Here is a 14,399-nt window from a genome sequence, read left to right as displayed (position 1 = left end):
ATACCTATTTATATTCAGTGCGATTTCCTAAAAAGTTCAAGAAGTTACTGTTACAAATAAACCATTCATTTTCTTTTTGGAAAACTTTTCATCTATTCAAATATAATAAAATCCTATAAATCAAAAGAATAACAAACCAAAACAGAAAACTTTCATTCTATCAACAAAAAAATCTATTTTTATTTTGCTATAACAAAAAACATTCATAGATTTGCAAATGCATCTGTTAACAATAAGTATGACTTCTACACTTTTACTTATTTTCAATTAAATCTAAGATTTACAGCATCGTGGAAAAGAAAAATTATTCTTATGACGAAGCCTACGAAGAATCTTTACGATACTTCCAAGGCGACGAGTTGGCTGCAAGGGTTTGGGTAAACAAATATGCAGTCAAAGATTCTTTCGGAAATATTTACGAAAAGTCTCCGGAAGATATGCATTGGAGAATAGCCAATGAAGTAGCCCGTATCGAGGCCAAATATCCTAACGCATTAAGTCCTGAAGAACTTTTCGGATTGTTCGACCACTTCAAATACATCGTCCCGCAAGGAAGCCCGATGACAGGAATTGGTAACAACTATCAAGTAGCTTCTCTTTCCAATTGCTTCGTGATTGGTGTAGACGGTGAAGCAGATTCCTACGGTGCAATCTTTAAAGTTGATGAAGAACAGGTTCAACTTATGAAACGTCGTGGAGGCGTCGGTCATGATTTATCACATATCCGCCCGAAAGGTTCTCCGGTAAAGAACTCCGCATTAACTTCAACCGGTCTGGTTCCATTTATGGAGCGTTATTCCAACTCAACACGTGAAGTAGCTCAAGACGGACGTCGTGGTGCACTAATGTTGAGCGTATCCATCAAGCATCCGGATTCGGAAGCATTCATCGATGCCAAGATGACAGAAGGAAAGGTTACCGGAGCTAATGTTTCAGTGAAATTGGACGATGCTTTTATGCAGGCAGCCATTGACGGCAAACCTTATACTCAACAATATCCTATCGAATCAAGCAATCCTTCTTTCCAAAAAGAAATCAACGCCACCGATTTATGGAAGAAGATCGTACACAATGCGTGGAAATCCGCCGAACCGGGTGTACTTTTCTGGGATACTATCCTGAAAGAATCCGTGCCCGATTGCTATGCCGATTTGGGATACCGTACCGTATCTACCAACCCCTGTGGTGAAATCCCGTTGTGTCCCTACGACTCCTGCCGTCTGTTGGCTATCAATCTTTATTCGTATGTAGTCAATCCATTCAAACCGGACGCATATTTCGATTTTGAACTGTTCCAGAAGCATGTGACGTTAGCTCAACGTATCATGGATGATATCATTGATCTGGAACTGGAAAAGATCGAGCGTATTATGGCCAAGATCAATGCAGACCCGGAAAACGAAGACGTGAAACATACAGAAAGCGTTTTGTGGCAAAAGATATACAAGAAGAGCGGTCAAGGCCGTCGTACCGGTGTAGGTATCACTGCCGAAGGAGATATGCTTGCCGCATTAGGTTTACGTTATGGTACTGAAGAAGCAACCGAATTCTCAGAGAAAGTACACAAGACAGTAGCCCTGAATGCTTACCGTTCCTCCGTAGAAATGGCAAAAGAACGTGGAGCATTCGAAATATACGATTCCGAACGTGAAAAGAACAATCCCTTCATTAACCGCCTGCGTGAAGCCGATCCGCAACTGTACGAAGACATGAAGAAATACGGACGCCGTAATATTGCTTGTCTCACCATTGCACCCACAGGTACAACCAGCTTGATGACACAAACTACTTCCGGTATCGAACCTGTATTCCTGCCTGTGTACAAACGTCGCCGTAAAGTAAATCCGAATGATTCCAACGTACACATCGACTTTGTAGATGAAACAGGAGATGCGTTCGAAGAATACATCGTTTTCCATCCCAAGTTTGTTACCTGGATGGAAGCTCAAGGATACAACCCCGCCAAACGCTATACCCAAGAGGAAATAGACGAGTTGGTAGCAAAATCACCATATTATAAGGCAACCTCCAACGACGTGGACTGGCTGATGAAAGTAAAGATGCAAGGACGTATCCAGAAATGGGTAGACCACTCCATCAGTGTAACCATCAACCTGCCGAACGACGTGGACGAGGATTTAGTGAACCGTTTATATGTTGAAGCATGGAAGTCCGGTTGTAAAGGTTGTACGGTATACCGTGACGGTTCCCGTTCGGGTGTGCTCATCTCTACCAAGAGCGACAAGAAAGAAGGACTTCCTCCCTGCAAACCACCTACAGTTGTGGAAACCCGCCCGGCAGTGCTCGACGCAGATGTAGTCCGCTTCCAGAACAACAAAGAGAAATGGGTCGCATTCGTCGGTTTGTTGGATGGACATCCATACGAAATCTTCACCGGTCTTCAGGACGACGACGAAGGTATCATCCTGCCGAAGAACGTTTCATCAGGACATATCATCAAAAAAGTCGATGAAAGCGGCAATAAACGCTATGACTTCCAATTCGAGAACAAACGAGGATACAAGGTTACCATCGAAGGTCTTTCCGAGAAGTTCAACAAAGAATATTGGAACTATGCCAAACTAATTTCCGGTGTATTGCGTTACCGCATGCCTATTGAGCAGGTTATCAAGTTGGTAGGTTCTTTGCAGTTAGACAGTGAGAACATCAATACCTGGAAAAACGGTGTGGAACGCGCACTGAAAAAATATGTTCAGGACGGAACGGAAGCCAAAGGAAAGAAATGTCCGAATTGCGGCAACGAAACATTAGTTTATCAAGAAGGATGCCTCATCTGCAAAACGTGTGGAGCATCACGTTGCGGATAGGCTCAGGCCAAACACAAACGTTTGCATAGGAATTTAAATGACTTAGATAACGATAGCTGTATGATTATGAGGATAATTTTCTATACTTGCATAATCATTACAGCTATTGTCATTTCTAAATCTAATATATATGATACTATTATTTAATATCGAGTACCGAACCAATTGGGGAGAAGAAGTAAGAGTGTTAGGCTCAATCCCCGAACTTGGTAACGAGCAGCCCGAACAAGCCCTACCCTTACAAACGGTAGACGGCATCCATTGGACTGCAGAAGTGGACATCAAGATACCAGAAAACGGTATTGTCCAGTACAGTTATCACATTTATCGCGACGGCAAAACTTTAAGAACCGAATGGAACAGCCTTCCACGTACCCTCTATGTATCTGGGACATCAAAGAAACTCTATAAAATAGAAGATTGCTGGAAAAATCTACCGGAACAGCAATATTTCTATTCTTCTGCTTTCACAGAATCCCTATTGGCCCATCGAGAACGCAGCACTGCCCCCAAAGGTCATAAAAAGGGTTTACTGATAAAAGCATATGCGCCTTGCATCGACAGCGATCATTGCCTGGGCATTTGTGGTAATCAGCCTATTTTCGGGAACTGGGATGCAAATAAAGCCGTACTGATGAGCGATATCAACTTCCCCGAATGGCAGGTAGAAGTCGATGCCGGTAAAATCAATTTCCCGTTGGAATACAAATTTATCCTTTATAATAAGAAAGAACGTCGTGCCGTTGCTTGGGAAAACAATCCCAACCGCTACATGGCTGATCCGCAAATCGGCATTAACGAGACTCTCGCCATTGGCGACCGTTATGTATATTTCAACCTTCCAGCCTGGAAAGGTGCCGGCGTAGCTGTGCCGGTCTTTTCCCTTCGTTCGGATAAAAGCTTCGGCGTAGGCGACTTCGGTGATTTAAAACGGATGATAGACTGGGCCGTGAGTACCCGGCAGAAAGCCGTACAAATTCTGCCCATCAACGACACCACCATGACGCACACATGGGCAGATTCTTATCCTTACAACAGCATATCCATCTATGCATTCCATCCGATGTATACTGATTTGAAACAATTGGGTACACTAAAGGACAAAAAGATGATGGCCGAATTCAATAAACGGCAGAAAGAGCTGAATGCCTTGCCCACCGTAGACTACGAAGCTGTCAACAAAACAAAATGGGAATATTTCCATCTCATCTTCAAGCAAGAAGGAGAAAAAGTATTGGCATCCAAAGCCTTCCTCGACTTCTTCGCATCCAACAAAGAGTGGTTACAGCCATACGCGGTGTTCAGCTATCTGCGCGACGCCTACAAAACGCCGAACTTCCGCGAATGGCCTAAGTTCAACACCTATAATGTAAATGAGATTGAAAAGCTGTGTCAGCCCGATTCAGCCGATTATCCCCATATCGCCATTTACTATTACATCCAGTTCAACTTGCATTTGCAGTTGCTTGCCGCCACCGAACATGCACGCGCCAACGGTGTGGTATTAAAGGGAGACATCCCCATCGGTATCAGCCGCAACAGTGTAGAAGCCTGGGCAGAACCTTATTATTTCAACCTGAACGGACAGGCGGGTGCGCCACCCGATGACTTCTCCGTGAGCGGACAAAACTGGGGTTTCCCCACTTACAACTGGGACGTAATGGAAAAAGACGATTATTCCTGGTGGATGAAGCGCTTCCGCAAGATGTCTGAATATTTCGATGCCTATCGTATCGATCATATCCTCGGTTTCTTCCGCATTTGGGAAATTCCGATGAATGCCGTACACGGACTTTTGGGACAATTCGTACCTGCCCTGCCCATGACTCGCGAAGAAATAGAAAGCTACGGGCTTTCATTCCGCGAAGAATTCCTGAAACCTTATATTCACGAATACTTCCTCGGACAGATATTCGGTCCTCACACCGACCACGTAAAACAGACTTTCATTGAGCCTACCGATACTTGGGAAATTTACCGCATGCGTCCTGAGTTTGACACTCAACGTAAAGTTGAAGCCTATTTTGCAGGAAAAACGGACGAAGACAGTATCTGGATCCGCGACGGACTGTATGCATTAATCAGCGATGTATTATTTGTTCCCGACCGGGAAGATCCTAATAAATATCACCCGCGTATCGGCGTACAGCACGATTATATTTACCGTGCACTGAACGATTGGGAAAAGGCGGCATTCAACCGTCTCTACGACCAATACTATTATCACCGTCACAATGAGTTTTGGCGGATACAAGCCATGAATAAGTTGCCGCAACTCACCCAATCTACCCGCATGTTGGTATGTGGTGAAGACTTGGGTATGATACCCGACTGTGTGGCATGGGTAATGAACGACCTTCGTATCCTTTCCCTCGAAATCCAACGTATGCCGAAAGATTCCGCACAGGAGTTCGGGCACCCGGATTGGTATCCGTACCGTTCTGTATGTACCATATCCACGCACGACATGTCTACCCTGCGCGGTTGGTGGGAAGAAGATTTCCAACAAACGCAACGATACTACAACAACATGCTGGGACATTATGGAGCTGCACCGGCAGTAGCAACACCCGAGCTTTGTGAAGAGGTAGTACGCAGTCACCTTTACAGTAACTCCATTCTCGCCATCCTCTCTCTGCAAGACTGGATGTCAATGGACGGTAAATGGCGTAATCCCCATGTACAGGAAGAGCGTATTAACGTGCCCGCCAATCCACGCCATTACTGGCGCTACCGCATGCATCTGACGCTGGAGCAGTTGATGAAAGCCGAAAGCCTGAATGAGAAAATCAAGGAACTGATTGCACAGACAGGAAGATAAACGATATAAGACTGAAAATAAACGTATGAAATTGGTGGAAACCTCAATATTTCCCACCAATTTCATACGTTTTCTATCTAAAAAAAGCGCAAGCCCTGCTCCTCTTCGATAAAGAGATTTCCCACATCAAGTAACTTGCTAACCCCCAAAAATATATCTGGGGAACACGAATTACACATATGCCCTTGGAAATAACAGAACAGATACAGGAAACATCCGTAAAACACTATTTTTCAACCAGATGCAAATAAATCATGACGCCACTTATTCTCCGAAAATAGATTTCATGGTCAATAAGAAATACAGTTTTGAGATTAGAGATAAAAACAAAACCTCACAGTAGTTGGCAGGAGTGGAAAACGGCTACTTGGTATTAGATAATATTGAAACCGGATTTAGGAATGAAATTCCACCTTGGTTATTTGGACTGACATATTAGTGCGCAAGATAACTTTCATAAAAAAAGTTTCCCCGCATTTCACAACGCAGGGAAAGCAAACAAACAAAAACCATGTGCTCCGGACATAACGGAACGCTTCCCTTATCCGGAAAGCACAGGCCACATTATCTCCCTCGTAAGAGGGGGATATTCTTAGGCTTCTTAGTTCGTTTTTACTACTTGATAGTTATACTTATACTCTCCAACGGTTTGGTCAATACTTTGGAATTCATAACCGCTTTCCAAAGGAGCAGACTGGTCACTAAAGTAACCGCCGGTAGTTTTCACCGTTCCGCTTCCACTCACTACATAAATATTTTTACCAGTCGGACTATAAAAGTAGCCGCCGGAAATCGAGGTGTTACCGTGTTCATTATACAAGGCGTAATACTGCCCTTCACAATAAATCGAGCCACCGGTAATATTTACCTGAGCGCCACCGACAGACTGTATCGCTTCAATCTTACCGCCATTTACAGTGAGCTTGGCACCGGAACCTGCCGCTATTAAAGCATATCCCGACTTAATGCCACCGCATTTCACGATGCCGTCATTAATCGTCATATCGGCACTGCCGGTATTCATCAATGTAAATCCGGGAGCATCGAAAGTTCCGGAGTTAATAGTACAGTTTCCCTGATTATAAATAGCCACCCCGTTAGCATCAGTAGCGCTTGTAGCAGTGAAATTACCGTTTTCAATAATCAATGTCGCTTTGGTTTCATTCATAAACAGATAATCGGTTGCCGTCATGGAGCCTTCACCTTTTATAGTAAGTTTATTCTTATTATAGATTTGTTGTTTTCCTACGGTAAGCACTGCACCCTTGTTCAGTGTCAGTGTAGTTTCTGTAGTTATGTCTATTTCTTGGCTCGAGTCACTATTCTTGGTGAGATCTACTTTGCGATAAATGATAACATCCCCTCCAGTTCTGAGCTGGTCTGCCACACGTTTCACTTCTATCCATCGGTCCATCACCTCGCCGTTGACCACCAACTTGACAGAGTAAGATTTACCCGTATTGTAGTCTCCTGCCCACCAACCTATATAGTCGTTTGTCCGGTCACAGGTCGGTATGCCACTAAGCTGCTTATCCACCTGATTATTCCGCAATGTGACGCTGTAACTATCATATATATCAGTATCTGAAACGTTTACCACATTACCGATAAATGCATGGCAATAAGCCTGCTCCATAATATGGATCCGATCAGGCTCTGTAGAGTTGTATACATCATTTATGACAATACCGCTTACGCTATTATTCTCAATAAGTACATTCCGGTTGGCAGACTGCAAATAACCGATGAAACCTCCCATCTGATAGGCCTCTTCTTTGCTATCAAGTTTACCGAGCGTAGCAGTCGATACGGAACATCCACGTATAGTCAAGTCTTTACTACTATAGTTTACAAAACCTACCAGCCCGCCAATCTTCTGTTCACTGGATACCGTAGCATTCTTTATATGGCAGTTTTCCACCAATCCGGCATCCATACGTCCTACCAGCACTCCACCACGTAAACACTTCACCGTTGCCCCATTAATAATGAGGTTCTTCACGGTACCGTTGAGCGTATAGAACAGACCTCCGTAATCTTTTTTCGTTGCCGTAACATTGTCGATATAAAGGTTGCTGATGGTATGATTACCGCCGTCAAACTCTTCAAAATTAGTTTCTCCGGCACTGATTGATTTGAGTTCCGCCTCTATCGGTACCCAAAGATTACTGTAGCTGCCATTGAGGTCTATATCGGCTGCCAGTACAATCTTTCGGCATTTCTTTTGGGTAACTAAGTTGCCTGCCGCTTTGAGTTGCGCAGCAGTAGAGACACTGTAAACAGCGACATAACCGCCTCCGGCTTCAAAAGTGATATTGTCGACTGTTCCATAGATTTCTACATTACCCTTCTTAACGGTCAAAGTACCCACTGTAACACCTTCACCCACAATCAACGTATTATCTGCTGTAGTGGCTTCAACGTTTGTGTAAGTTTCTCCGTTCAAGGTAACAGTAGATTGTTCAGCGTTAATAATTATCTTGCTGGCAGAAGGGGCTGTAATATTCAATGCTTTAGGAACATTGCTATTCCCACCTGTTTCTGATGAATAACTAATAGTAATATCCTGTTCAGTCGCAGGCAACGTAATGGATACCGCTACATCTTCCTGATCATATTTAGGCAATGAAATAGTTGCCGCCGCAGTCGGGGGTGTCGTAACAACCACGTTGGTATTGGTTTTCAAAGCTTCGGCAACCTCATCTACGGTCGCTACCTCTTTCACTGTCTCGTTCAAAGCAGGAGACGAGAATGCAGGAGTTACCATTACTTTTAATTTACTTGCAGCCGTCAATAAATTACCTGTTACATTCGTTTTGTAGTTACGCTGAACAGGAATATTATTCAATTCTTTGGTGGTAATCTGCTTTCCATCAGCACTGTTTACGGCAAGCGTCATATTCACCAAATGCTGTTCACCGGCAGTCTTCGGTGCAAAAAGATAGTCTACGGTCAGATTACCGTTAGCATCTACCACATCAGCCGCATTTTCATAGTCTACTGCCGATGGTTCACCAAGCAAGTCACCCGTAGCGGCATTAATGCCGGTATAAAGATTTTTAAATGACAATTTAGCCGCAGTTGGAGTTAATGCCGTCTGCTGATTTACAGGAATCGAGCCCAAGTCTTCCGTCTTGATATTCAACTGCCCGAACGGACGAGTCAGTGTCACGCTTTCAGAGAAAGCATTAGTCACCAACTTCTCCAGATTGGCAAAGAAAGCATCACGGGTATCGTCCTTACTGCTTCCGTTATAGTCGCCTATCATGGATATATTACGGAGATCAGCAGTGGCGTAATGCAAATCAGTCTTGATAGCATCGCCTTCCGTAGACGCAACATGGTCTGCCCAAAATACGAACTTATAAGTCTGTGAGGTAACCAGACGGACATCAAATTGGGCAGTCAAGCCGCTTATAGCGCCTACCTCCCGACTGTAAAGTTCATCATTCAGATAGATTTCCATAATACAACGGTTCACCGTAGTTCCGTCACCCGTAGCACGGGTGACAACAGCACTGCCGTCATCCGGTAATTGCACACTGAAAGAGGCGGCCACTTCACCGTTTCTTCCACCATTCGCCAGCTCGTCACTCTGACAAGCCGTGAACGCCAGCAGGATAAAACCTGCTACCAATGAGAAATACTTCTTCATGTTAGTTTTGTTTGAAATGAGACATACATTTATTTTGTTTGAATAAGAAATCAAGGAATCACAACGTTAATCTCCCCGTCAAAACCGGGGTCTATGCCGATGCCGGGAGCAAACTCACGGGTAAGGAACGCATCGCGCACCGTAGTTATCTTGTTCCGCTTAACGGGTACTTCCACCCCGGTGACACGGTTCACCTCCTGTCCCTCCTCGTTGTAAATAATCATCTCCAACGTGACGGCGGATTCTTCACCGTTCACCAGCACATAGTCGAATGCCAGACAGGCTTCATTATCGGAGACAGTTACAGGGGTAGACGTGAACTTTACGTCCGTAACCGCCAGGTTTGGACGGTTGGAACTGACGTTGAAGCCCGCAGGGAAATAGCCGGTGTAGAGCACTTGCAACGTAAAATCTTCGATGGTTTCACTCCGTGAGTTTTTTGCCTGTTCCAGCTTATCCATGTACTTGATGACATCGGTAGTAATCAGTTCTATCTTCGCCAACGGACGTTCCAGTTGCATCTCTTCGCGATGTTCGGCTTCCAGCCGGCAATGATAAGGCGTAAGGTCGAGGCTCATTTGCCCGCAGAATACATCCTTATAGTCGGTTCCGCCGACATAATCGCCCTTCAACTTGATGGCGGAGAAATCGGAAGTGGTATAGAAGCAGTCGTCCGTGTTACCCGTCGGTACAAAGTCACGCCAAACCACCACCCGGTAGTTACGCGCATGGAGTTCACATTCCAGTGCCACTTCGCCTGCATTGCCTTCGGGATAAATAAGTTGGCGGCGGAACTGTAAACTTTGGTCGAACTTATCATCGGCATAAACTTCCACGGTGTAGCGTACTTCGTATCCGCGCGAATCCGCAGTACGGGTAGAGAAATCGGGAATATCAAACGGTGTCATGTCCGCACCGGGTAACAAGATGATTTTGGTATGTACGGTGGTTGGGTCTACTCCACCGTCTTCCGGCAGTTCGCGTACTCCGCATCCCCCCAACAGGATTATGGAGAGCAAGCCACAGATAGTAAGAAATAGTTTCTTCATCGCCCGCCTCCTTTCCAATCAATACGGTAACCCACTGATATGCCCGCATGGTCGATACCGAAGAAGTTCCCGTGACGGGTATCGACATAGGCACCGTTGGGGATATTGAAGAAACGGTCATAATTGAGAGATGCATACCCCACTCCCAGCGAAAACTCCAGACACCAACGTTGTTTCTTGTCGAGTGGAAGACGATAGCCGGCAGCGAGCCCCACATTGAGCAAAGGTGCACCCGTATCACTATTCTGATAACGATATGTACTACTCTTGAGGGCATAGTTATAAGAAGCTACGCCGATGTGTACACCGGTAAAGAGCCCGTCCACTTGCCTGAACCAGTAACGCACTTCGGGCTGCACACAGAAAATACGGAACTTGCGGGCAGAAGTAAAATAATCGGCAGGAGAATAATAAAAAGGTAAAAGGACAGAGAACGCAGGCGATATATCATACTCCGCCGCTACATTTATAACCGCCATTCCCCACGCCACCGCATTCGTCTTCAGTAGCAGCGAATGGCTATTGCGTCCGATGCGCGAATCAGGACTGAATATCCATTTAACATGGTGCAGAGTATCTTCCCCATTCCCCCCTTTCGCATACGAATCATTCGGAGTTACGAAAAGCGCACACAATAGAATCATCAACATTCTAACTTGCATATACGTCTTATAAACTTCCACCTGCGCAGGCAGACCGGAAGCATGCGTCCTCCAAACTCCGAAAAGGACCGGTTAAGAAACAGAAACGTGGAGCTGCGTGCTGTTTCTAAATGGAGGCCCTAGGAATAGCCTTTTAACGAAAACAGACAGCAGTCCCACGCTATAAACGTGAGAATCCACTGTGCTGTCCTTCGTTAAATAATGAAAATTTCCTAGGTTTCCATTTAGAGGACAAAGCACAACGCTTCTAACTATATTTTATTAAAAAAAAATCAAGTCCCAGTCGCCACCGAACTTTATGAATGGATGTATTCCAAACACCTCACAAAGTTATGAAAATATAATTAGAAAGAAAATTCTCACGCATTTTTTTACACAAGATGTAGAAATAGCGCCTTGAACTTTGTAGAACAAAGATTTTATCTATATGTTTGTACACATTACAGTTATCAAAATATAATGATTAGCTATATATTCTTAAATCAGATACATTTCTTCGCCCACCATGGCGTGGGCGAACAAGAAACTACGGTAGGCAATGAGTTCATTGTCGACCTACGGTTGAGAGTAAACATTGAATGCGCCATGCAGACTGATGACGTGGCAGATACCGTCAGCTATGCTGATGTATACGAGGCAGTAAAAGCGGAAATGATAATTCCGTCCAAATTACTGGAGCATGTATGCGGACGCATTGTGTCCCGATTATTTCGGGAATTTCCGCAAATAGAAAACATAGAATTGAGGTTGTCTAAACGAAATCCGCCCATGGGAGCGGATATTGAAGCGGCAGGAGTAGAAATCAACGTGGAAAAAGCATAACAAGGACAGGCTGTGCCAATATAGTGGCATTAGAGAGACACTACATTGGCATTAATCTAAGGTAAGTTATTTCTTCCGCTTCCGTTTCTTGGCCGACTCAACCGCTTCTGCTACAACCTGTTTATTGGCAAAACGCTGAGTGTAGTTGGTATAATCAGGAATGGTACGCTCATAAGTGGGGTCTACGAACAGCGGACTTGAAATGATGTGGTCTGCCGTACTGCGGTTGCAACAGAAAACAATGTTTTCTACACCGGCAAGGCGGGTCAGGGCTTTGACATCCGTATCATGAGGCTGCAAAGTCATCGGGTCGGTAAAGAAGAAAAGGTAATCTATCTCGCCGTCTACGATACGTGACCCCATCTGCTGGTCACCGCCCAACGGTCCAGATTTCAGTATGGTAAAGTCCCATTCCACATCGGGATGTTTCTCTTTCAAGGCTTCCAGAATGAGGGTTCCCGTAGTACCCGTACAATAGAATTTGTGTCCCATCAAGAGTTCCGAATTCCAAAGTACCCATTCTATAAGGTCTTTCTTCATGGCATCGTGAGCCACCAAACCAATCTTTCTAACTAACTTTTCCATAATTCACAGCTTTTAAGAGTAAACAATCCGGAAAGAATAACAGTTCTTATAATTGAGAAAAGAATTTCTTCCCATGTAAATAAAACTGCGCCAAGATACTGTTTTTTATCCGTTCGGGAATAACAGACAGACTAGTTTTTTTGAGATTTTCCTCACGAGCCGCTGTAAACGAAGAACGGAGAGAGTGATAGGCATGCCGGGCACGAAATACAGCCAAGGCATTGGATATCTGCCCTTTCAAGACGAAACTGAGTGCGGCAACATAATCGAGTACAGCACGTACACGCATCACGGAAGCCAGTTCCGTTTGAGGCAGATTTTTATAAAGCATTACAAGGTTATTGCGGAAATTGAGGAACGTTTTCTGCGGATTTTCTTTTTTAAGGGTGGCACCACCTACATGGTACACCACACTCTGTGGAATGCAGACCAATAAACGTCCTCGGGCACGAAGGCGCCAGCATAAATCAATCTCCTCCATGTGGGCAAAGAAGCGCCCATCCAGTCCTCCGGCATCCCAATAGTCTTTCAACCGGATAAACAATGCCGCACCTGTAGCCCAAAACACCGGAATAACAGTATCATACTGTCCTTTATCCACCTCTACTTCACCCATAATCCGCCCACGGCAAAAGGGGTAGCCATAGCGGTCGATAAATCCTCCGGCGGCACCGGCATATTCAAGAAATTCCTTCCGCCGCCAGCTGCGTATCTTGGGTTGGCAGGCGGCAACTTCGGGATGGACATCCATATAGGCCGCAAGAGGAGTAAGCCAATGTTCGGTTACTTCCACATCGGAATTCAGCAAAACCACGTATTCGGCAGACACTTGTTGCAAGGCAAGGTTATATCCGTCGGCAAATCCCCGGTTTTCTTCTAATATAATAAGGTGTACGGTGGGGAACTCTTTGCGGAGCGTCTCAACAGATGTATCGGTAGAGCCGTTATCTGCCACGTATACCACTGCGCCATCCGTTTCAGAACAACGAATAACGGAAGGGAGAAACGAACGAAGCATTTCACAACCATTCCAGTTTAATATGACTACAGCTATCTTATCCATGCTGCATCACATCTTCACGTTTCAGTTTCCAGCGCTTATGCGACCAGAACCAATAAGGAGGGTCTCTGTGAATAGTTTGCTCCAGACGACGGGCAAAAAGTTCGGTAATCTCCCCGTCAGCAGTCTGTTTGGGAGTTTCGGTCAATAAATCGAAAGAAACCTCGCAATATCCCCTGCCCGTCTTGCGCAATTCGGCATAAAACACGGGAAAGTTCATCATCTTGGCAATACGCTCGGCACCATCCATGAAAACGGTGTCTTGATTGAGGAAGATAGTCCAATGATGGGCTTCATTGGGGATGGGAGACTGGTCTGTTATCAACCCCAACGCCATTCGCTTATTTTCACGCCGCAACTTTATCACTTCACGAGCCGTAGAATGTTTCGGAATGTTATAACCGCCAAAACGAGAGCGGATCAGTTTGAACATTTCATCCATATACTTATTATGCAGGGGTTTGTATACTTGTCCGGCAATATCCTCCGGCTTCATGATGGCTCCCATTCCTATCAACCATTCAAAGTTGGCATAATGGGGAATCATCACTACAATGCCTCCATACCTGTCTATCATGGAAAGGTAGGCTTCCGTATTCTTGTAGTTCATCCTGCGGTGTAATTCATCGAAAGACATACGCAGCATTTTGACTTCCTCCAACATGTAGTCGCATATATAGTGGTAGAAGCGACGTTCTATATTAAGCAACTCAGCATCCGTTTTCTCAGGAAAAGAGTTCCTCAAGTTTGTACGTATCACCCGCTTGCGATAACGGATTATATATCGCATCAGGAAGTAAAATCCATCTGAAAGAGCATAAAGCATACTGAAAGGCAGTAGCGCCAAAAGCCACATACCTGCATAAGTCAGCCAATAGATTACTTTCGATTTCACTTTATCAATTACTAATTACCAG

Annotated in this window: 9 protein-coding genes; 3 read left to right on the top strand and 6 right to left on the bottom strand. The window is 44.8% G+C overall.

Features of this window, described 5'->3' with window-relative positions:
• The first annotated feature begins 290 nt into the window (after positions 1 to 290).
• Both DXC10_RS07540 and DXC10_RS07535 read left to right on the top strand, forming a co-directional pair.
• Positions 291 to 2,828 carry an adenosylcobalamin-dependent ribonucleoside-diphosphate reductase gene (locus DXC10_RS07540; RefSeq protein ID WP_101543829.1) on the top strand — a complete coding sequence of 846 codons (2,538 nt, stop codon included), beginning with the start codon at positions 291 to 293 and terminating at the stop codon, positions 2,826 to 2,828.
• A 130-nt stretch (positions 2,829 to 2,958) separates the two neighbouring features.
• On the top strand, positions 2,959 to 5,649 hold the full coding sequence (locus DXC10_RS07535) for a 4-alpha-glucanotransferase (protein WP_117737623.1): 2,691 nt from the start codon (positions 2,959 to 2,961) through the stop codon (positions 5,647 to 5,649).
• Between the two features lie 601 nt (positions 5,650 to 6,250).
• On the opposite strand, the gene DXC10_RS16505 is transcribed toward DXC10_RS07535, so the two are convergent.
• From DXC10_RS16505 to DXC10_RS07520, 3 genes are read right to left on the bottom strand one after another with little or no spacing between them, the layout of a single operon-like run.
• Complete coding sequence (locus tag DXC10_RS16505) at positions 6,251 to 9,304, bottom strand: DUF6562 domain-containing protein (RefSeq protein ID WP_233519890.1); 3,054 nt, start codon at positions 9,302 to 9,304, stop codon at positions 6,251 to 6,253.
• 50 nt (positions 9,305 to 9,354) lie between these two features.
• Positions 9,355 to 10,353, bottom strand: a complete 999-nt coding sequence (locus tag DXC10_RS07525) for a DUF6562 domain-containing protein (RefSeq protein WP_117737622.1) — start codon at positions 10,351 to 10,353, stop codon at positions 9,355 to 9,357.
• Entirely contained in the window at positions 10,350 to 11,003 is a 654-nt protein-coding gene (locus DXC10_RS07520; RefSeq protein ID WP_233519889.1) for a DUF3575 domain-containing protein, read from the bottom strand. Before DXC10_RS07520 ends, DXC10_RS07525 begins: the two co-directional genes overlap by 4 nt.
• A gap of 471 nt (positions 11,004 to 11,474) precedes the next feature.
• Here DXC10_RS07520 and folB point away from each other — a divergent pair, with 471 nt between their 5' ends.
• Entirely contained in the window at positions 11,475 to 11,837 is a 363-nt protein-coding gene (folB, locus tag DXC10_RS07515; protein ID WP_117737620.1) for a dihydroneopterin aldolase, read from the top strand.
• A 66-nt stretch (positions 11,838 to 11,903) separates the two neighbouring features.
• On the opposite strand, the gene DXC10_RS07510 is transcribed toward folB, so the two are convergent.
• From DXC10_RS07510 to DXC10_RS07500, 3 genes are read right to left on the bottom strand one after another with little or no spacing between them, the layout of a single operon-like run.
• Entirely contained in the window at positions 11,904 to 12,422 is a 519-nt protein-coding gene (locus DXC10_RS07510; protein WP_101543818.1) for a methylglyoxal synthase, read from the bottom strand.
• Positions 12,423 to 12,468: 46 nt separating this feature from the next.
• Positions 12,469 to 13,485 (bottom strand): glycosyltransferase family 2 protein, encoded by a 1,017-nt coding sequence (locus tag DXC10_RS07505; RefSeq protein ID WP_117737619.1) that lies wholly within the window; start codon positions 13,483 to 13,485, stop codon positions 12,469 to 12,471.
• On the bottom strand, positions 13,478 to 14,377 hold the full coding sequence (locus DXC10_RS07500; RefSeq protein WP_117737618.1) for a lysophospholipid acyltransferase family protein: 900 nt from the start codon (positions 14,375 to 14,377) through the stop codon (positions 13,478 to 13,480). Before DXC10_RS07500 ends, DXC10_RS07505 begins: the two co-directional genes overlap by 8 nt.
• Positions 14,378 to 14,399: the final 22 nt, after the last annotated feature.

The organism is Bacteroides sp. OM08-11 (assembly GCF_003438665.1).
Lineage (GTDB): Bacteria > Bacteroidota > Bacteroidia > Bacteroidales > Bacteroidaceae > Bacteroides > Bacteroides cutis.
This window is presented reverse-complemented; position numbering and strand designations above follow the sequence as displayed.

Bases quoted from the DNA above. Each gene is read 5' to 3' on its own strand.
- DXC10_RS07535 (WP_117737623.1), top strand. From the start codon at position 2,959: ATGATACTATTATTTAATATCGAGTACCGAACCAATTGGGGAGAAGAA.
- DXC10_RS16505 (WP_233519890.1), bottom strand. From the start codon at position 9,304: ATGAAGAAGTATTTCTCATTGGTAGCAGGTTTTATCCTGCTGGCGTTC.
- DXC10_RS07525 (WP_117737622.1), bottom strand. From the start codon at position 10,353: ATGAAGAAACTATTTCTTACTATCTGTGGCTTGCTCTCCATAATCCTG.
- DXC10_RS07520 (WP_233519889.1), bottom strand. From the start codon at position 11,003: ATGTTGATGATTCTATTGTGTGCGCTTTTCGTAACTCCGAATGATTCG.
- folB (WP_117737620.1), top strand. From the start codon at position 11,475: ATGATTAGCTATATATTCTTAAATCAGATACATTTCTTCGCCCACCAT.
- DXC10_RS07510 (WP_101543818.1), bottom strand. From the start codon at position 12,422: ATGGAAAAGTTAGTTAGAAAGATTGGTTTGGTGGCTCACGATGCCATG.
- DXC10_RS07505 (WP_117737619.1), bottom strand. From the start codon at position 13,485: ATGGATAAGATAGCTGTAGTCATATTAAACTGGAATGGTTGTGAAATG.